At 45.5% G+C, this 25,319-nt stretch carries 24 protein-coding genes; 12 read left to right on the top strand and 12 right to left on the bottom strand.

What is annotated here, in order from left to right; genetic code table 11:
- Nucleotides 1-22: 22 nt before the first annotated feature.
- The 3 genes from KIO97_RS09700 to rsuA form a co-directional block, all read right to left on the bottom strand.
- On the bottom strand, nucleotides 23-685 hold the full coding sequence (locus tag KIO97_RS09700; RefSeq protein WP_181144059.1) for a DUF2913 family protein: 663 nt from the start codon (nucleotides 683-685) through the stop codon (nucleotides 23-25).
- Nucleotides 685-1,887: a Bcr/CflA family multidrug efflux MFS transporter gene (locus KIO97_RS09695; RefSeq protein WP_005428556.1), complete on the bottom strand. Its 1,203-nt coding sequence runs from the start codon at nucleotides 1,885-1,887 to the stop codon at nucleotides 685-687. Before KIO97_RS09695 ends, KIO97_RS09700 begins: the two co-directional genes overlap by 1 nt.
- A gap of 467 nt (nucleotides 1,888-2,354) precedes the next feature.
- Nucleotides 2,355-3,056, bottom strand: coding sequence for a 16S rRNA pseudouridine(516) synthase RsuA (rsuA, locus tag KIO97_RS09690; protein ID WP_285382207.1), 702 nt, complete (start codon nucleotides 3,054-3,056; stop codon nucleotides 2,355-2,357).
- 74 nt (nucleotides 3,057-3,130) lie between these two features.
- On the opposite strand from rsuA, the gene KIO97_RS09685 reads away from it, so the two are divergent.
- From KIO97_RS09685 to KIO97_RS09670, 4 genes are all read left to right on the top strand, one after another.
- Complete coding sequence (locus tag KIO97_RS09685) at nucleotides 3,131-4,882, top strand: DEAD/DEAH box helicase (RefSeq protein WP_285382205.1); 1,752 nt, start codon at nucleotides 3,131-3,133, stop codon at nucleotides 4,880-4,882.
- Nucleotides 4,883-4,959: 77 nt separating this feature from the next.
- Entirely contained in the window at nucleotides 4,960-5,388 is a 429-nt protein-coding gene (locus KIO97_RS09680; protein ID WP_038886169.1) for a PepSY domain-containing protein, read from the top strand.
- Between the two features lie 41 nt (nucleotides 5,389-5,429).
- Nucleotides 5,430-6,089 (top strand): response regulator transcription factor, encoded by a 660-nt coding sequence (locus tag KIO97_RS09675; protein WP_005442273.1) that lies wholly within the window; start codon nucleotides 5,430-5,432, stop codon nucleotides 6,087-6,089.
- Nucleotides 6,079-7,428 carry an ATP-binding protein gene (locus KIO97_RS09670; RefSeq protein WP_285382203.1) on the top strand — a complete coding sequence of 450 codons (1,350 nt, stop codon included), beginning with the start codon at nucleotides 6,079-6,081 and terminating at the stop codon, nucleotides 7,426-7,428. The genes KIO97_RS09675 and KIO97_RS09670 overlap by 11 nt, the downstream gene beginning before the upstream one ends.
- A 90-nt stretch (nucleotides 7,429-7,518) precedes the next feature.
- Here KIO97_RS09670 and KIO97_RS09665 read toward each other — a convergent pair whose 3' ends face one another.
- Nucleotides 7,519-8,814: an LssY C-terminal domain-containing protein gene (locus tag KIO97_RS09665; RefSeq protein WP_285382201.1), complete on the bottom strand. Its 1,296-nt coding sequence runs from the start codon at nucleotides 8,812-8,814 to the stop codon at nucleotides 7,519-7,521.
- 14 nt (nucleotides 8,815-8,828) lie between these two features.
- On the bottom strand, nucleotides 8,829-9,563 hold the full coding sequence (locus KIO97_RS09660; protein WP_285382200.1) for a glycosyltransferase: 735 nt from the start codon (nucleotides 9,561-9,563) through the stop codon (nucleotides 8,829-8,831).
- Between the two features lie 422 nt (nucleotides 9,564-9,985).
- Between KIO97_RS09660 and rplY the strand changes: the two genes are divergently transcribed.
- Nucleotides 9,986-10,264 carry a 50S ribosomal protein L25 gene (gene rplY / locus KIO97_RS09655; protein ID WP_005529240.1) on the top strand — a complete coding sequence of 93 codons (279 nt, stop codon included), beginning with the start codon at nucleotides 9,986-9,988 and terminating at the stop codon, nucleotides 10,262-10,264.
- 233 nt (nucleotides 10,265-10,497) lie between these two features.
- Here rplY and KIO97_RS09650 read toward each other — a convergent pair whose 3' ends face one another.
- Both KIO97_RS09650 and KIO97_RS09645 read right to left on the bottom strand, forming a co-directional pair.
- Nucleotides 10,498-11,013, bottom strand: coding sequence for a GNAT family N-acetyltransferase (locus KIO97_RS09650; RefSeq protein ID WP_012128268.1), 516 nt, complete (start codon nucleotides 11,011-11,013; stop codon nucleotides 10,498-10,500).
- Between the two features lie 15 nt (nucleotides 11,014-11,028).
- Nucleotides 11,029-11,733 (bottom strand): GNAT family N-acetyltransferase, encoded by a 705-nt coding sequence (locus tag KIO97_RS09645; RefSeq protein ID WP_134976623.1) that lies wholly within the window; start codon nucleotides 11,731-11,733, stop codon nucleotides 11,029-11,031.
- A gap of 348 nt (nucleotides 11,734-12,081) precedes the next feature.
- On the opposite strand from KIO97_RS09645, the gene ushA reads away from it, so the two are divergent.
- A complete protein-coding gene (ushA, locus tag KIO97_RS09640) occupies nucleotides 12,082-13,785 on the top strand; it encodes a bifunctional UDP-sugar hydrolase/5'-nucleotidase UshA (protein WP_045378311.1) in 1,704 nt (567 codons plus the stop codon).
- Nucleotides 13,786-14,229: 444 nt separating this feature from the next.
- Nucleotides 14,230-14,451 (top strand): hypothetical protein, encoded by a 222-nt coding sequence (locus KIO97_RS26950; protein WP_038889567.1) that lies wholly within the window; start codon nucleotides 14,230-14,232, stop codon nucleotides 14,449-14,451.
- A 118-nt stretch (nucleotides 14,452-14,569) separates the two neighbouring features.
- On the opposite strand, the gene KIO97_RS09630 is transcribed toward KIO97_RS26950, so the two are convergent.
- A complete protein-coding gene (locus KIO97_RS09630; protein ID WP_010646041.1) occupies nucleotides 14,570-14,818 on the bottom strand; it encodes a DUF1289 domain-containing protein in 249 nt (82 codons plus the stop codon).
- A gap of 220 nt (nucleotides 14,819-15,038) precedes the next feature.
- Between KIO97_RS09630 and KIO97_RS09625 the strand changes: the two genes are divergently transcribed.
- Nucleotides 15,039-15,482: an META domain-containing protein gene (locus tag KIO97_RS09625; protein WP_285382196.1), complete on the top strand. Its 444-nt coding sequence runs from the start codon at nucleotides 15,039-15,041 to the stop codon at nucleotides 15,480-15,482.
- Nucleotides 15,483-15,561: 79 nt separating this feature from the next.
- Here KIO97_RS09625 and KIO97_RS09620 read toward each other — a convergent pair whose 3' ends face one another.
- The 4 genes from KIO97_RS09620 to KIO97_RS09605 all read right to left on the bottom strand — a co-directional run bounded on the left by KIO97_RS09620 (nucleotide 15,562) and on the right by KIO97_RS09605 (nucleotide 20,620).
- Entirely contained in the window at nucleotides 15,562-17,052 is a 1,491-nt protein-coding gene (locus KIO97_RS09620; RefSeq protein ID WP_285382195.1) for a SulP family inorganic anion transporter, read from the bottom strand.
- 356 nt (nucleotides 17,053-17,408) lie between these two features.
- Nucleotides 17,409-18,077 (bottom strand): hypothetical protein, encoded by a 669-nt coding sequence (locus KIO97_RS09615; protein ID WP_285382193.1) that lies wholly within the window; start codon nucleotides 18,075-18,077, stop codon nucleotides 17,409-17,411.
- A 151-nt stretch (nucleotides 18,078-18,228) separates the two neighbouring features.
- Nucleotides 18,229-18,825 (bottom strand): response regulator transcription factor, encoded by a 597-nt coding sequence (locus KIO97_RS09610; protein ID WP_285382191.1) that lies wholly within the window; start codon nucleotides 18,823-18,825, stop codon nucleotides 18,229-18,231.
- Nucleotides 18,815-20,620, bottom strand: a complete 1,806-nt coding sequence (locus KIO97_RS09605) for a sensor histidine kinase (protein ID WP_285382189.1) — start codon at nucleotides 20,618-20,620, stop codon at nucleotides 18,815-18,817. The genes KIO97_RS09610 and KIO97_RS09605 overlap by 11 nt, the downstream gene beginning before the upstream one ends.
- A 301-nt stretch (nucleotides 20,621-20,921) precedes the next feature.
- Between KIO97_RS09605 and KIO97_RS09600 the strand changes: the two genes are divergently transcribed.
- The 4 genes from KIO97_RS09600 (at nucleotide 20,922) to KIO97_RS09585 (ending at nucleotide 25,236) form a co-directional block, all read left to right on the top strand.
- On the top strand, nucleotides 20,922-21,905 hold the full coding sequence (locus KIO97_RS09600) for a sulfurtransferase (RefSeq protein ID WP_285382187.1): 984 nt from the start codon (nucleotides 20,922-20,924) through the stop codon (nucleotides 21,903-21,905).
- 20 nt (nucleotides 21,906-21,925) lie between these two features.
- Entirely contained in the window at nucleotides 21,926-23,722 is a 1,797-nt protein-coding gene (locus tag KIO97_RS09595) for an FAD-dependent oxidoreductase (protein ID WP_285382185.1), read from the top strand.
- Nucleotides 23,719-24,489 carry a (Fe-S)-binding protein gene (locus KIO97_RS09590; RefSeq protein ID WP_005478886.1) on the top strand — a complete coding sequence of 257 codons (771 nt, stop codon included), beginning with the start codon at nucleotides 23,719-23,721 and terminating at the stop codon, nucleotides 24,487-24,489. The genes KIO97_RS09595 and KIO97_RS09590 overlap by 4 nt, the downstream gene beginning before the upstream one ends.
- Nucleotides 24,490-24,558: 69 nt before the next feature.
- Nucleotides 24,559-25,236 (top strand): TVP38/TMEM64 family protein, encoded by a 678-nt coding sequence (locus tag KIO97_RS09585; RefSeq protein WP_285382183.1) that lies wholly within the window; start codon nucleotides 24,559-24,561, stop codon nucleotides 25,234-25,236.
- Nucleotides 25,237-25,319 lie beyond the last annotated feature (83 nt).

Raw genomic sequence — 25,319 nt, 5'->3', positions numbered from 1 at the left:
TTAGTGAGGAGAAGTGATTCTATTAGTCAGCTTTAAATGACAGTGGAATCTCTGCTAATTGATTACCTTCGTTCGCAGGGAAGATTAGATATTCGCCGTGGTATTTCACCATCGATTTGTAGTCGGTTACTTTGTGAACCATGTAGCCTGCTTGCGATGCTTTCTCAACAAACTCCGCATGGTTACCACGAACAAACCAACTCATCGGTTTCACCAGTCGCTCACCATCAAAACAGCTTTCACATTGGTCTGCGCACAATGCCAATGAGTTCTGCCCTTCTGTGAAGAGTTGAACCTTGCCACAACCAACGAGTTGCTCAGACGTAGACACTTCCCAACCAGCCTGTTCCATAAGATCCAAGAACGCTTCAATGTCAGAGTCTTTGATTACTTTAGGCTCTTCACCTTCAGGGAAAAACTGCGCGTAAAAGCCAGAGATACGTTTGAAGATGAATAGCAAACCTGCATCGTTACCTTTTGAACGACCAGCTTTCTGCCAACGTGTTAGGTCATCACCCACTGTGCGACCAAACCGTTGTGATTTCAGCGCCTTTGTGACCCAACGTACCAAGTAGTGGTTGTTCGCAACTGGTGCATTGGCCAATTTGCCTGAGCGATGCTCTTGGTCTAGATCCGCCAGAGCAGCGTTAACTAAGTTTTGAATTTCTTGGGTGTAATTAGACATTACGCCTTTCTTCCTAAAGTCCAATAAAACAGTGCAGACAGCACTGAACAAGCAAACATTACGATGATCATCGGCCACGCAACAGCGCCTGGCATTGCAGCAACGAGCGCACCAACCAGTGAGCCAGTGCCAAATCGCAGTGTACCAGCAAGTGAAGATGCTGTACCCGCCATAGTTGGGTACCCACTCAACAACAGAGCCATTGAGTTACTACCAATCGTAGACAAAGTACCGATAAACAGCACAACAAAAGGCACCATGCCCCACAAGCCAAGGTCAAGCATCCAGCCGACAAACAGGCCAATACCCGCAATCAACTGCACGGTTAGCCCGAAACGTAGCATGAAGTGCGAACCGACCTTTTTCACCATGCGACCATTTAGACTGGTCATGATGATCATCGCTACGATGTTCAAACCAAATAGGTAACCAAATTGGTCAGGTCGAACACCATATAAATCAATATAAACAAACGAACCCGCAGTCAGGAATGCAAACATACCTGAGAAAGAGAACGCACCTGAAAGCATTAAACCCAATGCCTCAGGGTTAGAACACAGGCGCGCATAGTTACGAATCGTGGTTCTGAATCTTAGTGGCTGACGGTTTTCTGGCTTAAGCGTTTCTGGGATCATCCACAGAACAAGCAAAATCACTACAACGGCGAAGATAGCGAGTACCCAGAAGATCGAACGCCAGCCGAACCAAATCGCTAGATGGCCACCAATCATCGGCGCCACCAAAGGCGCAATCGTAATCACCAAGGTCACGAACGACATAGCACGCGCGAAATCTTCACGGTCAAACATGTCTCGTACAACCGCTTGGATAATCACAGCCGCTGCCGCACCAGCAAAACCTTGCGCCGTACGCACATAAGTTAGCGCATCGATACCGTTAGTGGTCGCACTGACTACCGCTGCCAAACCAAAAAAGAGCACACCTAAAATGAGTACAGGTCGGCGACCATAGCTATCCGCTAACGGACCATGAATCAACTGACCTATTGCAAAACCTGCCGTATAAGCCGTTAACGTAATCTGTACCGCGCCTGGGGTTACACCAAGATCTTTCGCGATGGTTGGCATAGCTGGTAGGTACATATCGATAGCAAGTGGCGTCAACGCACCAATTGCACCGAGTACAAGAAACAATAAAAAACTGATTTGTGACTGGGGAGCACTTTGGGCTTTTTCTGTCATTGCCTTACCTCTTGTTGTGTCCTCCCATCAACATTCCACATTGATTGAGATAGATGATTGACGCTTCTCTCACCCTGAATCCGCAACAGTCACGAATTACAGCGCATAGTCTCCTTACTATTGAGAAGATCATAAAAGACGAAAGTATACCAAGATGGTCTTGACTAACTCGACGCTAAAACCTGCATGATCAGTATGCAGAACGACAAAGTAACCGAGCTAAAACGAAGAGGCGGTGATATGAACACCGTCTGTACTTATCGTCAGTAAGGACCAACAAGAGAAAAGGATTTCTCAGACTAAATACAGTTCTGCCTGCGTTTACGAGCGGCGAATGAGCATCTTACTCAGACACTAAGACTTATTTGGTAGGAACCACCATTCTGAGTGATTTCTCATCAAAAGACTAGTTCCTATCAGGAATCAAACAATTTCCCAGAACAGTGATTATTTCCAACCAGATTGAGTTATTTTACAACTGATTCAACTTCTTTTTCTGTTAAGAAGCGGTAATCACCCGGCTCAAGTGCTTCATCCAGCACAATAGAACCAATACGTTCACGGTGAAGATGTTCAACCTTGTTACCGAGCGCAGCAAACATACGTTTCACTTGGTGGTATTTGCCTTCCACAATCGTTAGCAGCACTTCGTTTTCGGCTTCGTTTACGATCTCAAGATGTGCTGGCAGTGTTGGCTCACGCTCATTACGTAGCTCAATACCTTCGGCAAACTTCTCAACGTAATCAGGTTGAATCGCATCCACTAGCCATACGCGGTACGTCTTCTCACATTTGTGTTTTGGTGACGTAATACGGTGCGACCATTGACCATCGTCTGTGATCAGCACAAGACCGGTAGTGTCCACATCCAAACGACCAGCAAAGTGCAAGTTTTCTACCTTTGGCTCATCCAGTAGAACGAACGCCGTTGGGTTGTGCCCATCTTCATGCGAACACACAAAGTCCGCAGGCTTGTACAACATGATGTAACGAGGGCCAGGAGCACCAACTTCGCGCCCTTCCCATTCAACCACACCACCTTCTGGTACTTTGAATGCACCACTCTTTTGTACTTCACCATCAACCGTTATTTCACCACTTTTGATGATCTTCGTTGCCTGCTTGCGAGTCGCACCCAGTCCATCACACAAATATTTATCTAAACGCATGAATACCTCTAATGTTTAAGGTCGGGTATTATAGCGATCCTAATTCGAATAGTTGAGCAATTTCACAGATTTTCATGTACACCCTTCGCCCCTACCAAGCCGACTCTGTAAAAGCGGTGATTCACTATTTTCGTAAACACACCACACCAGCGGTCATTGTGCTGCCTACTGGTGCGGGTAAAAGCTTGGTCATTGCAGAGTTAGCAAGGCTTGCCAAAGGTCGAGTACTAGTACTTGCTCACGTAAAAGAGCTGGTGGAACAGAACCACGCCAAGTACGAGGGCTATGGACTCAAAGGCTCAATCTTCTCAGCAGGTCTTGGGCGTAAAGAAACCGATCAGCAAGTGGTGTTTGCCTCAGTTCAATCCGTGGTGCGCAATCTGGATTCTTTCAAGAACCAGTTTTCTTTACTGGTGATTGACGAATGTCATCGCGTGCCAGACGAGAAAACCAGTAGCTATCAAAAAGTGATCACTCATTTGAGAGAGCTCAATCCCGGCATCAAAGTATTGGGCTTAACCGCCACACCTTATCGCTTAGGTATGGGATGGATTTATCAGTACCACACCCGTGGACAGGTTCGAACGGAAGAATCACGCTTTTTCCGCGACTGTATCTTCGAGCTCCCTATTCGTTACTTACTGGATGAAAACTTCTTAACGCCTGCTCGCATGATGGACGCCCCAGTCTTATCTTATGACTTCTCGCAGCTAAAGCCTGCCAATACGGGTCGGTACAAAGAAGCGGAAATGGACATGGTGATCGACAAAGCCAAACGTGCGACGCCACAAATCGTTGAGCAAATCATGCAATACGCCAAAGAACGCAAAGGCGTAATGGTATTTGCAGCCACGGTTCGCCATGCACAAGAAATCCATGGTCTACTGCCAGAAGGCGAAACCGCCATCGTCATTGGTGATACGCCAACACCCGAACGTGATGCCATCATTCAATCGTTCAAGAATCGTGAGATAAAGTACTTGGTCAACGTGTCCGTTCTGACTACAGGCTTTGATGCACCACATGTGGATTTAATCGCGATTCTGCGCCCTACCGAATCCGTCAGTTTATATCAACAAATTGTTGGACGTGGGTTGCGTCTGTCGGAAGGCAAATCAGAATGTCTCGTGCTGGATTACGCTGGCAACAGCTATGACCTGTACCAACCTGAAGTGGGTGATCCTAAGCCAGACTCCACCAGTGAAATCATCACCATCCCTTGCCCTGCTTGTGGCTTTAACAACAACTTCTGGGGCAAGTTAGACAGCAATGGCTTTTTGCTGGAACACTTTGGTCGCCGTTGCCAAGGGTACTTTGAAGATGATGAAACTGGCGAGCGAGAACACTGTGGATACCGCTTTAGAGCCAAATATTGCGGTGAATGCGGTGCTGATAACGATATTGCAGCGCGTATTTGCCATGAGTGTGATGCCACACTCGTTGACCCAGACAAAAAGCTCAAAGAGGCATTAAATCTAAAAGATGCGCTGATCTTTGAATGTACTGAAATGGATTTGACGGTGTTTAAATCTAGTGATGGCAAGTCACAGTTGAAAGTGACGTATTCTGGTGAAACCTACCAAGGCGAAGGGAACGCATTGGTGCACGAGTTCTGGTCACTGAATACCAAGAAACAGAAGCAAACCTTCAAAGACCAGTTTGTTCGCCCTCACCTTGCAGATAAACATCGTCCGTTTGAAGAAGCGTCGCCAACTAAAGTAGTAGCTAACCAGCATCGTTTCCGTTTACCGCAATTTGTTATTGCCCGTAAGTCAGGCCGTTTCTGGAAGCTGCGCGACAAGATCTTTGACGACGAACTAAGATAAGCGAATGCTCACTAATTCACTTTCTGTTCATGTACAGCACGATATAATCGTCGTAACTCATTGAAAAAGGCTTTGCCATGTCTATCTCCTTCACTCCGCGCAAACTTTCCGTGCTGCTAGCTATATTTCCGCTTTTATTGTCTGCGCCTAGCTTTGCTGATCACCACGATCACAAAGACCATCATGATGACAAAGATGGTCACGCTATCGTTCGTGACGTCGAAAAACCGGGGACACGAATTGAGTTCGATGAAGATCAGGATGAAGTCTACCGCGCCGTTCAGAAAGGCTATATCCGCCCGTTCTCTGATATGTACGCAGCAGTGGAGAATGATTTATATGGGCGTATTATTAAAGTTGAACTTGAAGAAGACGATGACGAATGGGTTTACGAACTTAAGATCTTGTTCAATGACAGTGTGATAAAGGTGGAATACGATGCCGCTACACTAGAAATGCTCGAGATAAAAGGACGTAACTTCAACAAAGCCCTCAAGCCACAATAATTAAGTGAAAATAATTACCAAGCATAATAAGAAGAAAGAATATGAAAATACTTGTTGTCGAAGATGAACCTCGCCTAGGCGAACAAATTTTAGAAACGTTGGAAAACAATGGCTGGGTGCCAGAACTTTCCCAAGATGGCATCGATGCGCTTTACCGTGCTACCTCAGAAGAATGGGACGCTATTGTGCTAGACCTAGGCTTGCCGAAGCTCGATGGTTTAACGGTTCTAAAAGGCATTCGAGATGAAAACATTAATACACCGGTTGTGATTTTGAGTGCCCGTGACACATTATCTCAACGTGTTGAGGGTTTGAATGCTGGCGCCGATGACTACCTGACTAAGCCATTTGAAATGGTTGAGTTAACAGCTCGACTTCGAGCCCAATTGCGCCGCGCTTCGGGTAACGCCTCACCTGTCATGCAGATTGGTGATTTGAGTTTAGATACCCGCTCCTCAAAAGTACTGTGGCAAGGACAAGCGGTCAGCTTAACCGCGCTGGAATATAAAGTAGTTGCGTACTTCATGCACAACCCAGAAAAAGTCATTTCTCGTACCGAATTAGTAGAGCACATCTATAAGCAAGACTTCGACCGTGACTCAAACACCATTGAAGTTTTCATCGGTCGTATTCGTAAGAAAATCGCGCCAAAGATCATCAAAACCGTCCGCGGACTGGGGTACCAACTGAATGCCGAGTAAACACAGGCTACCTATGCACATTCTTAAGCGGCTGAGTATAAAAAGCCGCTTAGTACTGGCGGCGGTTGTCTGGCTAACGGCTATGATCCTCGCTGCGGGAGTAACGATCCCCACCCAAGTCTATAGCTATATGGTGGATGACACTCGCTCCCAACTGAATGTCTACATGGACGAGATTGCCGCCCAGCTCGAAGTCGACAGCCAAGGCCAACTCACTCTCTCTACCCAACTTTCCGACCCTAGATTCAGTCGCCCATACAGTGGCCTTTATTGGAGTGCTTCCACCAAAACGAGCTTAGAACGTTCGCGATCACTGTGGGATAAGAAAATTGAGTACAAAGGATTGGATAAAGACGCCTTTGGCGCTCGTGATGAAAAGCTTATCACGTTGAAAAAGACCCTTTACCTGCCAGATTACGACGGTCCCATTGATGTCATCATCGGCATTGACGAAGATCCAATTGAAGGCACAATCCAGTCTTTAACGGGGCAGCTTTGGATCATTCTAGGATTGCTCTTTGCTGGTGTTCTTGCGGTTATCTTGCTGCAAATCGCGTGGTCTTTAAGCCCGCTGACCAAGCTGCAAAGAGAGTTAGCCGAGCTTAAATCAGGCAATAAAAAAGGCTTAGAAGAAGAGTACCCGAAAGAAATTTCCCCTTTGATTTCTGACCTTAATGCCCTGCTCTTTCACTATCAAGAGCTGCTTGAACGTGCACGTAATCATGCCGGAAACTTATCTCACGCGCTGAAAACACCGCTTTCCGTTTTAAAAAACGAGGTGCAAAACTTCACGCCTGAAGAACAAGAACGCTTGAACGCGCCAATCACGCAGATTCAGCAGCATATCGACTACCACTTGGGTCGCGCTCGTATGGCTGGCTCTATGAATATTCTTTCGGTGAAATCGAACCCTTCAGAGCGCGTTGATGCCATATCCATGGCGTTTGACAAGGTATACGCACACCGTGACGTCACACTGATTAACGAGCTTGATTCTGAATTGAACGTCGCCGTAGAGAAAACCGACCTAGATGAGATGGTGGGTAACTTGCTTGAGAACGGCTACAAGTGGGCCGACAGCATCATTCGTGTTCATTCAACGCTAGATAAGGACAATATTCATATTATCGTTGAAGACGACGGCCCGGGAATTCCTGCCGAGCAACTATGCCAAGTGATAAAGCGTGGCTACCGACTGGATGAAACCACGCCGGGTTCCGGTTTGGGCTTAAACATTGTAAGTGAAATGGCGCACAGTTACCGCGGCCAGCTTGAACTATCAGAGAGCAAAATGGGCGGTTTAAAAGCCACATTAATTCTGCAAAAGAGCCGCGCTTAAGTCTCTCACATCTATCACCTACACCTGTTATTTACTGCAAGGGTTTAAAATGGCACTTATCGAATTATTCACTAGGTGCCATTTTTGTATTTAGATAGCTTTTTGGTTGGATAAGTATAGTGCTAATGATGGCTCGCTAATCAACAACACGTTTCCATCAGAGTAATAGTCATGCTTACTGTCCATTGCAACAGGCTGTGTCAAAGAATGTAACTCTCCCACTAGCCTTAAATGACTGACTTCAATTTGATTCGCTAGACGATCCCTTTCGCTGTCCACATTAGGATCTATTCGATGCAGAACCGTCACAATGCCCGAGTAATGCGCCAACTTTAGACCGTCATCGTAACTAATCGCACCAACCCAAATCGGTTGACCTGACTTTGATTCTAACCCCGCTTGCCACCAGCGGATATGAGAGCGTTTTAGCAAACTTCCGGGCTCTTGAAATGCCATCGCTTGTGGTTTGCCATTCCAAAACAAATCCGACACAGGTGGCAGCTTTTGCTTCAATAAGCTCGCATAATCTGCCAACTCAATGTCATTTCTTGAAAAGGTTTGATTTTCTAGCCAACCGAGTTCTTGCATTAAGGTTATCGGTGATTCACCGACGTAGACCAAATTTACGGCCTGAGCGTCAAACACATTCGAGCGCCCCGGATAAACCTTAAAGCCGATATCATTAAGTGCTATCGGTTGCTTTCCAGTAACATCGGTTGGTTCAATATTGTCGTCTGCTAGATAGAAAAAGTGTCCATAATTCGCAGCAACTAAACAGAACACTAACGCCGTTATGGATTTGGTCCATTTACGTGACCAATTTTTCTTCCAAGCCACAAGGGCGAATACTGAAGCGATGAGCACTGAGGCGATAAGAAGCTTATGCTCAACAAGGATAAACTTAATGGAATCAAGTGGAACCCATGTGTTTAAACCCGCAGCGAGCAAATACCCAGCAACGACAAATTGCCCTACACCAAGTATCAATCCAATTGAAGAACAAACTGTAAAACGCTTCCAACCAACATTCACCGAGCCCGCCATAAATGGCACGACCCAAGCAACAGGTCCGAGTAAGCGTGCAAAGATCAAAATGGTATTGCCGCGTTTTTTCATCAACAAACGACAACGAGCGATTGGACGCCTTGTCTTGGCTTGCCAACGCATCAGCTTCTTCTGTGCTTTAGCGCCAGAACGCTTGCCAATAAAGTAACTGAGTTGATCGCCAAACCAACCGCCCAACAAAACGGCGACAACACCCCAAATCACGCCTTGATGTAGTTGATAGCCCGCAGCGAGCAAAAACGGCTCGCCCGGGACAAAGAGATTAGGTCCAATCGTTGCATCAAGGAGTGCTCCGAAGAACAGACTGATAGCCTCCAGCATGCAGCCTCCGACGATTATGAACGCTGGTCTTTGTAGTGACCGAATTTGTATTCCATTTCGTTGTTACGCATCTCGCCAAAGAAGAATCGTCGTACATTGGCTTTGAAATACGTCATACCCATTTTAAAGAAACCATCTTGATCCAAACGACGCGGGTCAAATGCAAACGTCATCGGTAAAAAACGGAAACGCCATGTTTTTGAAGCACGCTTCACGTAATCACAATCTTCGCAAAGCGTAATGGATTCATCAAAACCGTTAATCTCTTTATGTACACGTTTGGTAGAGAAAATACATGCACCTACCGCCGTTGGGAAAGTGTACTGAGTAATAAACAAACCCGCGTTAAATACCCAGTAACCCAACTTATGCGCCATTGGCAGATCTTTTGAGCCCATGTACACACCAGCAACTTCTAGCTTCGCGTCCTCAAGTTTACTCATCGCGCGGCTCAAAAAATCACTCGGTAAGCGTACGTCCGCGTCCAAAAACAGAATACGTTCATATTTCGCCAGTTCTGCACCTGTGTTACGACCTAGACTGACACCACGCGTATCCATATGATGCACCGTCAGTTCTGACAATGCGCTTTCGTAAGCTTGTGCAACTTCACGAGTCGAGTCTTCACTGTTCGAATCCACCACGATCACTTCAAAGTTCTGGTGAGTTTGTTTGGTTAAATCTTCAAGTAGTCGACCAATACGTTTTTCTTCATTAAGGGTAATAATCACGATACTGATAGGATTCATAATGTGCTCCATTGAGGTTGTCCGTTTATGTACGATGGAGAATAGAACCGACTGACTTAACAGTTACTGAGGTCAACATTCATTTTGCGTTCATTTTGTGAATAACAGATGTCGTTAATGAATGAATTAACTTGGAAAGAGGATTGAGTCCTAGGCAAATAAAAACGTGCTGACAAAAAGCCAAATAGGTTAAAATCAGCGCAATGCGGACAGAGTTTTGCCGACACCACAAAACAGACACTCTTCTTAAAGAAGAATTACTGGCTTTTTGGTGATTTAGGTACAATTTTGGTTGCTGAATGTAGAGCAGGATGATAGTATCCGCGCTCGCTTGAACAGTTCCTGTTTCAAGCTTTACTACGAACACAAGGTCGCATTGTGTTTGTAAAGTTTTATTTTTTACTAATTTGAGAGTAAATACTATGAAATTCGAAGCAGTAGTACGTACTGAACTAGGTAAAGGTGCGAGCCGCCGCCTACGTCACGCTGGCAAATTCCCTGCAGTTGTATACGGCGGTGAAGAAGCAGCAGTTGCTATCGTTCTTAACCACGACGACATCGTTAACCAAATGGACAAGCCTGAGTTCTACGAAGGTATCGTTCTAGTGATCGACGGCGCTGAAGTTAAAGTTAAGCCACAAGACGTTCAACGTCACGCTTTCAAGCCAAAAGTTGAGCACATGGACTTCATCCGTATCTAATTCCCTACCAAGGAATTAACGGATAAAATCCAAACCTTTTGCATAAAGATTATCGGACTTACCAACCGAGACATCTAAAAAATTTCAAAACCCCGGAGACTTACCACCTCCGGGGTTTTACTATTTAGGGCAGAAGCAAATGTCCCCCTACTCTTCGAATCTGATAAACAACTCTCGAATCGACCAAGTTTTGCATTGAGTATTTCAGTGAAAACGAATTTCAGCTGAGACAATTAGGTTCGCGCTATGTACTTCACTAGCGTCACATCGTTCAACGTCATGTCATCAATCACTTCCGACTCTTCCTCACCAGAGCGCACAAAACCACACTTCTTGTAGAAATTGAGTCCCTGCTTATTGGTATCTAGTGCCTTAAGGCTAATTTGCATCACAGGCGTTGAGAGTAATCGTGTTTCCAATTCATCAAACAACGCACTGCCTGCTCCTTGCCCAAAATACAAAGGCGACACATAACAACAGGTCACAATCGCAGTTTTGTCTTCGCTGGAGTGATTAGGCAGTTCATAACTTAGAAAGCCGACGATCTCTTTCTGCTTCTCTACAACAATGAGGTTTGCCAGTTGCTCTGTCATTACTCGCGTCCACATTCGCTCTCGACGCTCTCGAGTAAACTGGTCAATATAGCTCTGTGGCATCAGTCCTCTGTAGGCAACCTGCCATGAATCAACGTGTATTTTGGCGATCTGATTCGCCTCGTCTCTCACTGCATTTCTAACTGTATATCCCATTGCCTGCCTTTCTTATCACTCCGGAGTAAATACTCTTTGACGACTGTACGCTTCAAAACCCAAAGATTGGCACAACTTTATTGAAGGCGTGTTTTCAATATTTACTCGATATCTAACTTTACGCTGCCTCGACTTCACCTCACTGACTAAATGAGCAAGCAGCCGTTTCCCATATCCTTTCCCTCTTGCTTCAGGAGCGACCAATATGGATAAAGACTCAAACGGTTCTTTCCCTTTATAACAATAAGAAGCCAGCACAGCGACCAACGCTTTGTTATCGAAAATGCCATAAAAGAAATGGCTATCGAGGTCAAAATCCGCTTTGAGGATATCTTCTTCACTCATTCGACTTACAAACGATTCAAGTAACTCGAGATCAGACTCAATAGAGAGAGAAATTATCCCATCGTCTTGATTGATTTTGCCGTCATTAAATAAATAGTAGTCGACATCGTCGTATTCACAGAACAATTGCTTGTTATTTAATTTTCTCTCGAGTTCACTTGGATGAACATGTTTAATTTTGTCCCATAGATTTTCGGGGCAAGATATAAACGTGCAGTCGTCAGATTGGTATAAAAATACAGCACAAAGATCGGAGAACTTTTGCCAATAGTGAGGGTCATATGAATAGCCATTGTACAAATTACAGCTCACTTTGAACTGTTTTTTCCAAGAGCAATCGATTTCCGCGGAAAGTGCGGTTGTTTTTTTGAGCATCCCTTTCTCTCAATACAGCGTACAGAAAATTATAACTATTTATTTCTCAAGCCGTAAGAAGACATGATTTTGCTAAAATAATCATCAAAATTTGCTTTATATCTCACCAAAATCCGTATTGATTCACAAAAACAAAACACTTTCAGTTAAACTGCTCACGAATTTAGATAAGCAATCAATAACCACCTTCCAAAATACGATTTCTGTTTATTTGGCGACATGCCTTGCAGCCCTGTTAATTCCTGTATCCGATAGAACTGTAAATAAGATATAGATCACTAAAGTTTCACACTAATTCCGTATATTTCACGCCGTAACAATAACAAAATCACAAAGAAAGGATCCCTTATGAAGTTTTCCAAATCCCTTTTGGTACTTTCGGTCGGCGCTGCGCTAGCAGGATGTGGCTCAGACAGCGACAACTCTCCAGTGACCTGTGACACAGCAGACTCATGTACTAAGTTCACGGTTCTACACACTAACGATAACCACGGTCGTTTCTGGCACAACAGTGATGGCGAGTACGGCATGGCTGCACGTAAAACGCTTATCGAGTCTATTCGTGCGGAAGTCGCTGCAAACGGTGGTGAGAGTATTCTTCTATCTGGTGGTGACATCAACACAGGTGTACCAGAGTCAGATATGCAAGATGCAGTACCAGACTTCGTAGGTATGAACCTGATTGGTTACGATGCAATGGCAGTGGGTAACCACGAATTCGATAACTCTCTAGATGTTCTAGACATGCAAGCTGAGCTAGCAGACTTCCCTATGCTAGCTGCGAACATCTACAAGAAAGATGCAGACGGTAAAGTAACTGACGAGCGTTACTTCGACCCTTACAAAGTATTCACGATTAACGGCCTTAAAGTAGCGGTAATCGGTCTTACAACAAAAGACACAGCGAAACTGGTAAACCCAGACAACGTTGCTGATATCTACTTCGAAGATCCACAAGTTGAAATCCAAAAAGTACTTGCAGAAATCGAAGCAAACGAAAAAGTTGACCTAGTATTTGCTACGACTCATATGGGTCACTACCAAGATGGTCAACACGGCAGCGAAGCACCTGGTGATGTTCTACTTGCACGTTCTCTTGAAGAAGGTGAGCTAGACGCAATCATCGGTGGCCACTCTCAAAACCCTGTATGTATGGAGCCAGGTACCAATAACTACGCTGACTTCAAACCAGGTGATGACTGTACGCCAGATCAACAAAACGGCACTTACATCATGCAAGCGCATGAGTGGGGCAAATACGTAGGTCGTGCAGACTTCGAATACTACGATGGCAAACTTCACCTAGCGAACTATGCTCTGATCCCTGTGAACCTTCTTGATGATAACGATGAAGTTATCGGTGAATACATCAAGCACGATGCGACAGTGAAATCGATCCTTCTACCTTACCAACAACAAGGTCAAGACTTGTTGGATGTTAAAGTTTCAGAAACTGACGGCAAACTTGAAGGCGACCGTGGCGTAGTTCGTTCACAACAAACAAACCTTGGTCACCTATTGGGTGAAGCGTACCGTACATACAACCTAGTTAACGCTGACTTCGGTGTAATGAACTCAGGTGGTGTGCGTGATTCAATCCAAACTGGCGACATCACGTACCGCGACGTACTAACGGTACAACCTTTTGGTAACTTCGTAACTAAAGCAACCATGACGGGTGCAGAAGTGAAAGAGTACCTAGACGTAGTAGCAACTAAGTCAGCAGGTTCTGGTGCTTACGCTCAGCTGGATAACATCAAACTGACTGTTAACTGTGACGAAAGCGACGTAACGATTACAGACATCAACAATAAAGGTTTCGATCCAGCAGCGACGTACACCTTCTCTGTAATCAGCTTCAGTGCAGCGGGCGGTGATGACTACCCAGTGATTGATGTTGAATCAACTCAAATGACTGACGCTTCAGTATTGCGCGAGTTCTTCGTGAACAACCCACAAATTTCTGCAGCAGACTTTGACAAGAACCTAGGCAACATCGAATACTTTAGCAACGGTGAAGCGGTGAAAGGCTGTCCTGCGACAGGTAGCTAATCTGCACTATTCTTGTCTACACTTAGATGTTGACAGCCATTCGGTTGCATAACAATCGAAACAAAGGCGTGTCAGACTGACTCTAAGACCAACCGGAGCCCAAGTGGCTCCGGTTTTTTATTGGCGCTAAATCTCTGATAAAACGCCACCTTCACAAATCGTTCAAAAATTGTTCATTTGTGTTATTGACGCCCCTGTTCGAGACTTCTATGTTTGATAAGGTCTTTCAAATAAGCAGATTCATTAACTGAGTTTTAGGAAGCTTTTTGATTCACACAGAAAATGATTCTGGGAAAGATGTGAATGGCGTTACAAACACTGCTCTCAAACAATTTGTCTCTCGGACTTCAAACGAAAGCGATGGGCTTCTACGCTCCCGCTAATGAGCAGCGATCTGAACGCCAATGTGTTCAAACTGCTGCCATCGAGTTCTGGAGGTCAAAAATGAAACGAGCCAGCAACAGCTATAGACTGCAGATAATTAAAGAAGTGGTCACCCGTAAAGAGCGTGAAGCGTGTACTGACCCAATGGCAAAATACATTCACCAATTGATGGATGAATTGCCCACAAGTAAATTAGAGGTAGAACAAAATCACCGCTTCGCTGGGAGTCACTTCGACGAACAAGCAGGAGGCTGGGTAAGCGACCAATGGTCATTAAAATAACGCCAATCGCTCATATTGCTGGGCGAGAAAATGGATAGGAATTTCCCGGCTCTCTTTTGGATAATCATTTCAAACTGGGCCGGGAATCGTTATGAAACGAGAACGATAGGATGAATAACTAGAACAGATCTTGTTGCGGTGAGGCATCATCTTGAGGCAACTCTGTTTTCCCCTTCCCTGCTAATACCTTTCTTCTGTATCGCTGACGACACAGCTTAATGACGTGCAACTGCTGCGCAGGAGTAAAACTCAGCCAATTAAACCGCTCTTCTCTTTTACGCATGCATCCCTTGCAATAACCTTTTTCGTCAGACGTACAAACTCCGACACAAGGACTTGGGACGGTAAAAAACTCCAATTGCTCCATGCTCAACCCGTTCTTCCGCTCACTTATTTGAGTCCGATACGTTTATCATCAAATAACCATAAGAAATTTCGAAGTTTTCGGTGAATTTCAATACCGAGAATGGGATCTCTGTTATAAAATACGCCGTGTTTAAAAACATACGAAACCATAACCGTATGCTGACAAAAACAGTGTTTTATTACCTATACTTACCACGTTTTCTAAAAACGGAGTCAATAAAATGAAGCTTAGCCTAAAAACGTTAGTAGCAGCAATCTCACTTCCAGTTCTAATGACTGCATGCGCTAGCAACGGTGACAATGTGAAAGAAATTACGGCTCAAGATCTACAACACCACAACTGGCAGTTGGTTCAAATCGATGGCAAAAACATCGCTGCAGAAGAGCGTCAAGCTCCTCGCCTAGAGATTGGTGAAAACCTAACTGCAAACGGCAACGCTGGTTGTAACAACTTCTTCGGTCAAGCAGAACTGAAAGACAACCAACTACGCATCGAGAAAATGGGCATGACCATGAAGATGTGTATGGAAGACCAAATGAAGATTGAAAAAGTAATGTCTGAAACGCTTTCTGATTGGAGCGACATTACTCTGACTAACGAAAGTCTAGTATTGAAAAACGCAGACCACGAACTAACGTTCGAATTGCGTGACTGGGTAAACTAATCCCGTATTCGTTTTGAGGCAGTCGGTCTCTGACAGAATAAGTCTCTAAAAAAGCAGCCAATGGCTGCTTTTTTTGCTTCTAATGTCCCATACCTTGTTTAGCAAGCTTTTCTGGATCGTCATAAACCGCGTGACGATCAATCATATCCAGCGTCGCTTCGTTCATGCCGGTCACGGCGACTATCGAGCCCCCTTTTCGAAACTTAAGAATCGCTTTATCCAGTGCCGATATCGCGGTGATATCCCAAAAATGCGCATCGGATAAATCTATCGTGATATATTTCGTCGCAGTATCAAAGTCGAACATATCGGTAAAGCTGTAAGCGGAAGCAAAAAAGATTTGCCCATGAACTTTGTGAATCGTATGGTCGTTATCGACAATGACTTCATCCAACACCTTCATCAAGGTACGGCTTTGGTTCACATAGAAAACACACGCTAATAAAACGCCTACCAGAACACCGATTGCGAGATTGTGGGTAGCCACAACAGCAATCACCGTAGAAACCATAATCACGTTCGTCGGCAAGCTGTGCTTGCGCATATCCGCAAGAGAGCGCCATGAGAAAGTGCTAATTGCTACCATGATCATCACTGACACAAGTGCCGCCATTGGGATTTGCTTTAGGTAATCCCCCAAGAACACCACCATGACCAGCAAAAACACACCGGAGCAAAGCGTTGATAAACGTGTTCTACCGCCAGACTGAATATTGATCATTGACTGACCAATCATCGCACAACCAGCCATCCCACCAAACAGAGACGCGACCATATTCGCAATGCCCTGTCCTTTGCACTCATCATTCTTTTCACTTTCGGTATCCGTAAGCTCATCCACAATGGATGCTGTCATTAATGATTCAAGTACACCAACAATGGCTAACGCTAACGAATAAGGGAAAATGATTTGCAGAGTTTCAAGGTTGAAAGGAATATCGGGAATCATGAACACAGGGAGCGCGCTGGGCAGTTCACCCATGTCGCCAACAGTGCGAATATCGATATCAAACATCAACGCAATCACCGTCACCGAGATAATGCACACCAATGGAGAAGGCAGCATTTTTCCGATTTTCGGTAGGTATGGGAACAAATAAATGATGGCTAAACCTAGCGTGGTCAAAGCATAAACTGGCCAAGAAACGTCAGTCAGTTCAGGCAGTTGAGCCATAAAAATCAGAATTGCCAAAGCGTTAACGAACCCTGTCATAATAGACTTGGATACAAAACGCATTAAATCCCCTAGCCTCAAATAGCCGATTAACAGTTGCAGCACACCAGCGAAAAACGATGCGGCAAGCAAGTATTGCAAACCATGATCTTTAACTAAGGTGGTCATCAATAACGCCATCGCTCCTGTTGCCGCGGAAATCATTCCGGACCTTGAGCCAGTAAACGCAATCACGACGCAGATGGAAAACGAGGCATACAAACCCACTTTAGGGTCGAGTCCCGCAATAATAGAGAATGCGATAGCTTCTGGAATGAGTGCCAGTGCTACAACAACTCCTGATAAACAATCTCCTTTAACATTGTTGAACCAAGTATCTTTTGTAAATTTAAACATAAATCTCTCATAAACGTATTGCCTTAATTGGTGCATTGCGCACGGTGAAGGGATTGATGCAAACGCATCTGAGAGATCGTTCTAGGGCGGACTAATGAGCAAAAAACACCTTCCTTAATCGTCAATTAAAAAGTCATGGTTTCCTCGAAATGAGTTTCCTCGATATGAGACAGTCAAAAAACAAGACCGGCCTCATTAGAGGTGTGCTTTATATCACTTCAAAAATGTAATTTGTAATAAATTCTTACAAAAGTAGGTAAATCCACCTACAAACAACAATAAAAAAGCGCCTCTCAAAGGAAGCGCTTATGCATCATTAACACTTTGTTATATCAAAGTTTATTTTCATTTAAGCATCAGAATGACTGCTGAGAGTAAGACTCCCCGTCAAAACCACTCAATTGCTCATACGCTTTAGACAGAATTGCAATTCCGATAATGGTGACTATAAAGCTCAATAGACTCATTAAGAAAGGCAGTTGCAAAAACGCCAATGGCGACATCGCCAATCCGAACAGAAGCGGCACAATAATCACAACGCTCATCATGTACCAGGTATGGCCTTTAGTAAGATTCCATGCGTAAGGAAAAGAAACACCTTTACCAATCGCGATGGCAGGAAAAACCAAGACTAATCGACAACACACAACGCTTAACGCTAATAGCGCGATAGCTGCTAGGACAAGATTAATCATCGCGCAAACCGCAGCCACAGCGACCACCGCCACGGTCATGGCCAAGTAGTGGCCGATAAACCACATTTCGATTTTTCCAAAGGTGAAACGTCCCCACTGTGGCACAGATTGGGGACCTTTCAAAATGATGCTATGAACGTTGATTGCAACGATTGCAGATAAAAGAGCCATCAGGATCTGAACAAGAATAGGAGCGACATCCCCTTGCGCTGAGTTCAAAACAAGATCCAGCATCAAAGAAAGGAGAATGGGTAACGCCGTTGCTTTCGCAATAGCCTGTTTATTTGCACTCAATGATGAGAAAGCGCTTTTAACGGTATCGACAAACATAGTTGGATTCTAATTAAGAGTAAGGTTTATTCTGGTTGCTGATGTTATCTTCCTGATATCAATTGAGCAAACCTTTCCCTAAATATCATTAGGTTACAATAAATATTTCGACCTAAATACTTTCATTTATCGATACCAAAATACACTGAAGCTAAATTAAATGCCCCACTTTATGGATCAACACCGCTAAGCTCTCTGCTTCGAGCTTCTTCATCACGTTAGAGCGGTGCACCTCAATCGTTCTCAAAGATACGCACAATAAGTCCGCCATCTCTTGGTTTTTCATCCCTTTGACGACCAAACCGAGAACTTCTCTCTCACGCTTAGTGAGGCTCTGTAAAACCTGCTTAGCGCCCAACTTCTCACCATTTTTGAGTGACTGCGCCATCGCATCATCCACTGCCATCACAAGGGCGTTACCATCGACTGGTTTTTGAAAGAAATCGAGTGCGCCATCTTTTAGCGCACCCACTGCCATTGGAATGTCACCATGTCCAGTCAGGTAAATCACGCTAATTGGGCTGAGTTTCTCGTTCATCATTTGGTGAACATCTTGCCCACGCATGTCTGGCATGCGGCTATCGAGCAAAACACAACCAGGTGCAGACAAATTGACCTCATTGAGGAAATCTATCCCGCTAGAGAAAGTCTCAACCTCATAACCATAGCTTTCCAACATAAACGCCATGGATTCCAATACTGGCTCTTCATCATCAACGATATAGAGCGGACAAAGGTTACGACTCATGACAAGCCTCCTGATACGGTAATACAATGGTCACCTGACACCCCGTTGGCTCAATTGACCTAAATTGAATGCTGCCTTGGTGGGCATCAAGCACATCACGACAAATGGCCAAACCTAAGCCCAGTCCATTTTCTTTAGTGGTGTAGAAGGCTTGATCTAATGGTGTCTCTTGCTCTTCAATACCAATGCCATTGTCCATCACATCGATAATCACCATCTCATCGCAAAAGCTAACGTGGAGATCCACATACAAGTCTTCGCGCTTCGGCACATGGCTCAAACACGCGTCTTTTGCATTGTTCAGAACATTGAGAATGACTTGCTGCAAACCAGTGGCGTCAGCAAAGACTTTTTGTGGCTCGCCAGAGTAAAGCACGCCCAATTGAATTCGGTGTCGTTGAAACTCGTAATCCACCAGCTTCATTGCTTCTTCAATTAACGAAGCTAAATCCACCCAGCTCTTTTCAATTGGCGTTTTGTTTATCAAGCTACGAAGGCGCTGAATAATGTCACTTGCAGAAGTGACCTGCTGTTGAATTTTATCGAGGATTGGTGCCATCTCTTCGGCAGTAGCACCTCGCTCCATACGTACCTTAGCCCCCTGGCTGTAGTTCTTTATCGCCGCCAGAGGTTGATTGATTTCATGCGCCAGGCTACTACCAAGCTCACCGACTATGGTGATTCGCTGCGCGTGCTCAAGCATAGAACTCTTGCGGCGCAAATCATTCATGGTAGTTTTTAGCGTTTCGCGACTGCGCTGAAACTTCCACTCCAGCCAGAAGTGATAGCCCGTCAACAACAGTAAAGTCAGTAAAGACGCCATCGCAATGGCTTGGTTCTTATGCAGCCACTCTTGCGCTTTTTGTCCCCAAGATTTTTGCAGCGGATGCATGTCTAAGTGCTTGTAAACTTTATCTACATTTATGCTCGGCGCAGGCAGCATCCAACCGACATTATTTGCGGCAATCGCTGCCGGGTGGTCTTCTGGCATTGCGAATAGGGTTTGTGCCACCATCTGACCAACATCGACTGGTGCGCGTTCCGTCATCGCCATCGTCCAGTTTGGGTACAGTGGCGTACTCACCGCGCAAACTGAATCTGCAGGACGCTTCTCATTCAATACACGTAGGTTATGCAGTTGAATACGCCCCTCTTTCGCCATGTTCTCCAACGTACAAGCAGGAACGATCGCCACATCGAGATCGTTCTCAATCACGTCCAAAATCAGCTGATCCGTCGGTGGGCCAGTAAAGTGGATCTTTTCAAAGAATGATGATTTGAAGTAGCCCAGTTTATCGAGCTCGTAACGCAGCGCGAGAAAACCACCAAACGCTTTTTCCGATACCGCCGCAACATTGGCTTTATTGATGTCTTTCAGTGTTTTAAAAGGCGATTCTTCACGTACAACCACCACCGAAGCAATCGACTTATTTGGTAAATCACTGTAAGCGGTTTTCTGCGTTGCCAACCAGTTGATTGGGTATTCGCGAGCAAGTTTGGTCGCCTGCCCTGGACTGGTCAGAATGAAGTCGAGCCAACCGTGCAAAAATGCATCTTCAAGTTGGTCGAAATCGTAAGTATGTAGGTTGAATTGATAACCAGGATTCTGAGTCTCCAGCCAATCCAAAGTCGGTTGCCATGCTTCTCGAGCATGTGCGTGTCCACGCAGCGCTAAAACACCCACATCGTAGTCTGTTCTCTGTACTTTTTGGTCATGAGCAAAAGCAAAAGAGGTGAAGAAAAAAGAGAGAGCAAAAATGAAAAGAATAAACTTTTGAGAATAATTATCAATCACTTACAAAATACTACCAAAATACGGCTGTGGCGCATTTTACCACCATTGCCCCCTGCTACTTTGTTGCTTTAGATCAATCCCACATCATTATTGTGGGAAACCACAATATCGCCATTTAAACGATTTCCTCAGAATGCCTTACCCATAAAGGGGTAGAGCGCATTTTCACCTGTTTTAAATCATGAACACCAAAAATGAATAAAAAACGTTCATGCCTGTACTCCCCCTTCAAAAGCATTCTATCTGTCGAACCATCGAAGGTTCGGCAGCAAAACTTTAAATTAATATATGGAAGCAACTCATGAAAAAATCGACGATTGCGTTGGGTGTGTTCGCCACTGTTACAGCGGTTGGCTACTCAGCTTACAATACGATGTTTTCGGCTGAGGCTGTGACTGTGGATGCTGCTGCTCAAGAGCAGAAGTTCACACAGTACGCTCACCCAGAACACTTCATTTCTGCACAACAACTGAAGTCGCTGATGGACGGTAACAAAGACTTGGTTGTGATCGGTGCGCTAAACCCTATTAAGCCAGATAGCCCTATTTCTGGTTCTTACACTATGTGGCGCAACGATTACTCAGCAGCTGAAGACGCCTACGACTTCGGTGGTATGAGCAACAGCACAGAAGAGATGGAAACGATTCTGGGCAGCTTCGGCGCGACAGCAGACAGCACAATCGTAGTTTACGCGGCAGGCTCTCACCACGATGCTGCGCGTCTTTACTGGCAAATCCATAACCTTGGTCACCAAGACGTTCGTTACCTTGACGGCGGCTTGAACGCTTGGATGGGCGCTGGTTATCCGACAGGCTCTGCAAACCAAAGCGTGGCAGCGGTTGAATACAACGCACCTAACGCACAACAAGATAACAATGCCCTAGCCACGCTAGACATGGTTATTGCTGCGCAAAACAACCCTGATTGGGTGATCCTAGATACTCGCGGCAACGACGAGTTCAACGGTGAGGTTGCGGTTTCTGGTGCGTACGGCCCTGGCACAATCCCAAGCAGTGTTCACATTAACTGGACTAAAGCGCTGAACGAAGACACAACACTGAAATCAGCAGAAGAACTGCAAGCCCTTTACGGCGACATCATCAAAGGCAAAAAAGTCATCGCTTACTGCCAATCTGGTGTTCGCTCTGCCCACACCACAATGATTCTTACTGAAGTATTAGGTGCAGAAGGCGTCTACAACTACGACGGCTCATGGATCGAATACAGCCACGCTCACTACGAGCAAAAGAATCCTGAAGTGAACGTTATCAACGGCAAGAGCTAATCAACACGGAACCGCAGTGAATGAACAATGTAATTTTTAGCCAAAAGCTATTCGACACAGCTCAAACGATTGTCGATGGTTGTATGGGTGATGCCGATCCGGCATGTCAAACCGCATGTCCAATGCACACGGACGTAAAACAGTACGTTCGCATGGCAGGCGAAGGGAATTTCCAAGGCGCTTTGGATCTGATCCGCAGCAAACTATTCCTTCCTCAAACTCTTGGCCGTATTTGTGCCCACCCTTGTGAAGCGTCTTGTCGTCGTAGCACAGAGTTCGGTCAACCGATCAGCGTAGCGGGCATCAAACGTTTCGTCGCAGAGAAAATGGATAACCAAGATCACTGGGATCTCAACATTGCCCCTCTGACAAACAAACACATTGCGATCGTAGGTGCTGGCCCTGCTGGTGCTCAAGCAGCAATCGAACTTCGTCGTCAAGGTCACGAAGTAACGATTTACGAAAAGCTAGACGTATACGGCGGCATGATGCGTGTGGGTATCCCTGAATACCGTCTACCACGCGATGTTATCGATTTCGAATACAGCTACCTAGCGATGCTGGGTATTAAAACTCAGTTTGGCGTTGAGATCGGCAAAGACATTAGCTTCGACAATCTACGTAGCGAACATGATGCTGTGATTCTGGCTCACGGTGCACACGTAGGTTCGATCATCCCTCTGCCGGGTCATGACAACGATGGTGTGTTCTCTGCCGTTGAGTACCTAAAAGAGATTTCTGAAACTCGCCAATTCCCTCGTGCAGGTAAACGCGTGATGGTTATCGGTGGTGGTGACGTTGCAATGGACTGTGCCCGCTCTTCATGGCGTATCGGTGCAAGCGACGTTTACCAATGCTCACTTGAGAGTCTTGAAAACCTGCCTGCAAGCCAAGTCGAAATCGACGAGTCACTAGAAGAAGGCGTCGAGTTCAACGCAGGTTGGGGCCCAGTTGCTATCGAACACGAGAACGGCAAAGTAACCGGCATCACTATCAAGAAAGTACTGTCTATCTTCGACGAGCAAGGCAACTTTGCTCCTCAATACAGCGAAGAAAGCAAAACCATCTCTGTGGATACGGTTGTTTTCGCTACGGGCCAAATCGTGGCAGACATTACTGACGGTGCACTAGAGCAAACTCGCGGCGGTCGTTACGTTGTCGACAAACAAACATTAGCATCAAGTCTAGAAGACGTCTTCGTAGCCGGCGACGCATGTGGCGGTAACATCGTGATTGAAGCGATGGCATTGGGTCGTAAAGCAGCAATGAGTGTTGAGCGCTTCCTAACGGCTCGTCCACTGACTGAAGATCGCGACTTCGAGCAAGAGTACAGCTACGCATCTCGTCTAGACGTACCACTACCAAAAGGTACGGTAGATACCCCTCGCCTACACGGTGAATTACGTGACGCTGAAGAGCGTAAGCAAGATTTTGCCCAAGTGGATTTAGGCTTTACTGAAGCGCAAATCAAATTAGAGGCCTCTCGCTGTCTGCAATGTAGCTGCAAGCTATGTATGACCGAGTGCATCATGATGAATGACTTCAGCGATTGTCCGAAGACTATCTTCTCTGACTTTGTGAACAACAAGTCGATGGACCCACTGATGGCTTATTCATGCAACGCGTGTGACCAATGCACCATCGTGTGTCCGAAAGACTTCCCGATGAAGGAAATGTTCCTAGGCGCACGTGCTGACTTTGTTAAGGCAAACAACGGTGAATCTCCAATGCCGGGTCATAAAGCGATCAACATGCACCAGAAGCTGGGCTTCTCAAAAATCTTCACTATGGCAAAACGAGCGGTATCGACAAAATGAGTAATAAAGTATTTATGCCAGGATGCAGCTTGCCATCCTATTCACCAGAAGGCGTAGCAGCAATCGCAAGCTACCTAAAAGAAGTATTCCCTGAAATGGGCGCAGTCCAGAAGTGCTGTGGCAAACCGACCGCGGCTATCGGTCAAACAGAGAAGTTCAAAGAGCGTTACGGCCAGCTTCAAGCTGACTTTGACAAGCTGGACGCACAAGAAGTCATCGTGGCATGTCAAAGCTGCTACGGCATGATCAAGAAATCTGGTGGCACACAAAAGCCGGTTTCATTGTGGAAACTGCTTCCAGAAATCGGTCTGCCAGAAGCGCTACGCGGTAAAGCGAAAAACAGTGATGTGGTATTTACCATTCACGACTCTTGTTCAACTCGCTACGAGAAAGAACTGCAAGACGGGATCCGTTGGATCTTAAACGAGCTTGGTTACAAAACCTCTGAGCCAGAACACACACGCGAAAACACGCGCTGCTGTGGCTTCGGCGGCATGGTTGTGCCAGCAAACCCAGACGTGGCCACGCGTGTAATCAAGCGCCGAGTTGAAGAGTTCGAGACTGACTACGTCGTAGTTTATTGCTCAGCTTGTCGTGCATCCATGATGGGTGTTGGCACGAAGTCTTGGCACATTCTGGATCTGATGTTCGGCCCAGTGATCATGCAAGGCGATGAACCGCCAGTCAACGTACTTGCAAGCCCTGTGAAAGCTTGGTTCAACCGCTACAAATCAAAAGCGGGTCTGATCAAGTGCATGTCTGTGTAGCTGTGTCTCTGTAGCTACGTTTTTGTAGCTACATCTTTTTAATTATTAGGTTTAAGTGAAGTTGAACTTATGAAATTCGTAAAAATCGCTCTTATCGTCGCTGTTGTAGCTATTGCTCTGTTCGCGGCAAAACAAACTGGCATTCTTGAAATCATCACTGACATCAAGAGTCTACAAGACTGGATCGCAAGCTTTGGTGTGTGGGGTTACGCCGTATTCGTTGCAGCATTCGTGTTTGCGTGTGTTTTCCTACTTCCGGGCAGTGCGTTCACCATTGTGGCAGGTATCGTATTCGGTCCTATCAAAGGTGGCGTATTGGCTTTGTTTTCCGCAACGCTTGGCGCAGTGGCAGCATTCATCGTAGCGCGCTTCCTGCTTCGTAATAACATCATGAAGAAGTTTGGCGACAACCCAATCTTCAAGAAAATCGATGATGGCGTAGCAGCAAACGGTACAAGCTTCTTGATCCTGACTCGTCTTGTGCCTGTATTCCCATTCAGCCTACAGAACTACGCTTACGGTCTAACCAGCCTAAACCTAGGTACTTACGCTCTGGTTTCGCTACTAACAATGGCACCAGGTGCATTCATTTTCGCTTACATGGCGGGTGATATCGCAACAAACGGTGTGTCTGCGATGCTGCTAGTGAAATTTGCAGTGGCAGGCCTTGTGTTGTTTGGCATGTCTCTAATTCCAAAATATATCGCGAAGAAAAAAGGCATCAACATGGAAGAATTAGCGAAGTAATCCGGTCTACCAATTATTGACGCCAAAAGAGTGCGACTTATCGGGAGTTGCACTCTTTTCATTGCTACTAATTTGCTCACACT

Origin of the sequence: Vibrio sp. B181a (genome assembly GCF_030248375.1) — a bacterium.
Taxonomy (GTDB): domain Bacteria; phylum Pseudomonadota; class Gammaproteobacteria; order Enterobacterales; family Vibrionaceae; genus Vibrio; species Vibrio campbellii.
Note: the sequence above shows the minus strand (reverse complement) of the source record. Positions and strands in the feature narration are given on the sequence as shown.

Bases quoted from the DNA above. Each gene is read 5' to 3' on its own strand.
- KIO97_RS09630 (WP_010646041.1), bottom strand. From the start codon at position 14,818: ATGGAGCAATTGGAGTTTTTTACCGTCCCAAGTCCTTGTGTCGGAGTT.
- rsuA (WP_285382207.1), bottom strand. From the start codon at position 3,056: ATGCGTTTAGATAAATATTTGTGTGATGGACTGGGTGCGACTCGCAAG.
- KIO97_RS09700 (WP_181144059.1), bottom strand. From the start codon at position 685: ATGTCTAATTACACCCAAGAAATTCAAAACTTAGTTAACGCTGCTCTG.
- rplY (WP_005529240.1), top strand. From the start codon at position 9,986: ATGAAATTCGAAGCAGTAGTACGTACTGAACTAGGTAAAGGTGCGAGC.
- KIO97_RS09665 (WP_285382201.1), bottom strand. From the start codon at position 8,814: ATGCTGGAGGCTATCAGTCTGTTCTTCGGAGCACTCCTTGATGCAACG.
- KIO97_RS09650 (WP_012128268.1), bottom strand. From the start codon at position 11,013: ATGGGATATACAGTTAGAAATGCAGTGAGAGACGAGGCGAATCAGATC.
- KIO97_RS09695 (WP_005428556.1), bottom strand. From the start codon at position 1,887: ATGACAGAAAAAGCCCAAAGTGCTCCCCAGTCACAAATCAGTTTTTTA.
- KIO97_RS09585 (WP_285382183.1), top strand. From the start codon at position 24,559: ATGAAATTCGTAAAAATCGCTCTTATCGTCGCTGTTGTAGCTATTGCT.
- KIO97_RS09645 (WP_134976623.1), bottom strand. From the start codon at position 11,733: ATGCTCAAAAAAACAACCGCACTTTCCGCGGAAATCGATTGCTCTTGG.
- KIO97_RS09660 (WP_285382200.1), bottom strand. From the start codon at position 9,563: ATGAATCCTATCAGTATCGTGATTATTACCCTTAATGAAGAAAAACGT.
- KIO97_RS09615 (WP_285382193.1), bottom strand. From the start codon at position 18,077: ATGTTTGTCGATACCGTTAAAAGCGCTTTCTCATCATTGAGTGCAAAT.
- KIO97_RS09625 (WP_285382196.1), top strand. From the start codon at position 15,039: ATGAAGCTTAGCCTAAAAACGTTAGTAGCAGCAATCTCACTTCCAGTT.
- KIO97_RS09620 (WP_285382195.1), bottom strand. From the start codon at position 17,052: ATGTTTAAATTTACAAAAGATACTTGGTTCAACAATGTTAAAGGAGAT.
- ushA (WP_045378311.1), top strand. From the start codon at position 12,082: ATGAAGTTTTCCAAATCCCTTTTGGTACTTTCGGTCGGCGCTGCGCTA.
- KIO97_RS09610 (WP_285382191.1), bottom strand. From the start codon at position 18,825: ATGAGTCGTAACCTTTGTCCGCTCTATATCGTTGATGATGAAGAGCCA.
- KIO97_RS09590 (WP_005478886.1), top strand. From the start codon at position 23,719: ATGAGTAATAAAGTATTTATGCCAGGATGCAGCTTGCCATCCTATTCA.
- KIO97_RS09595 (WP_285382185.1), top strand. From the start codon at position 21,926: ATGAACAATGTAATTTTTAGCCAAAAGCTATTCGACACAGCTCAAACG.
- KIO97_RS09600 (WP_285382187.1), top strand. From the start codon at position 20,922: ATGAAAAAATCGACGATTGCGTTGGGTGTGTTCGCCACTGTTACAGCG.
- KIO97_RS09680 (WP_038886169.1), top strand. From the start codon at position 4,960: ATGTCTATCTCCTTCACTCCGCGCAAACTTTCCGTGCTGCTAGCTATA.
- KIO97_RS09685 (WP_285382205.1), top strand. From the start codon at position 3,131: ATGTACACCCTTCGCCCCTACCAAGCCGACTCTGTAAAAGCGGTGATT.
- KIO97_RS09670 (WP_285382203.1), top strand. From the start codon at position 6,079: ATGCCGAGTAAACACAGGCTACCTATGCACATTCTTAAGCGGCTGAGT.
- KIO97_RS26950 (WP_038889567.1), top strand. From the start codon at position 14,230: ATGAAACGAGCCAGCAACAGCTATAGACTGCAGATAATTAAAGAAGTG.
- KIO97_RS09675 (WP_005442273.1), top strand. From the start codon at position 5,430: ATGAAAATACTTGTTGTCGAAGATGAACCTCGCCTAGGCGAACAAATT.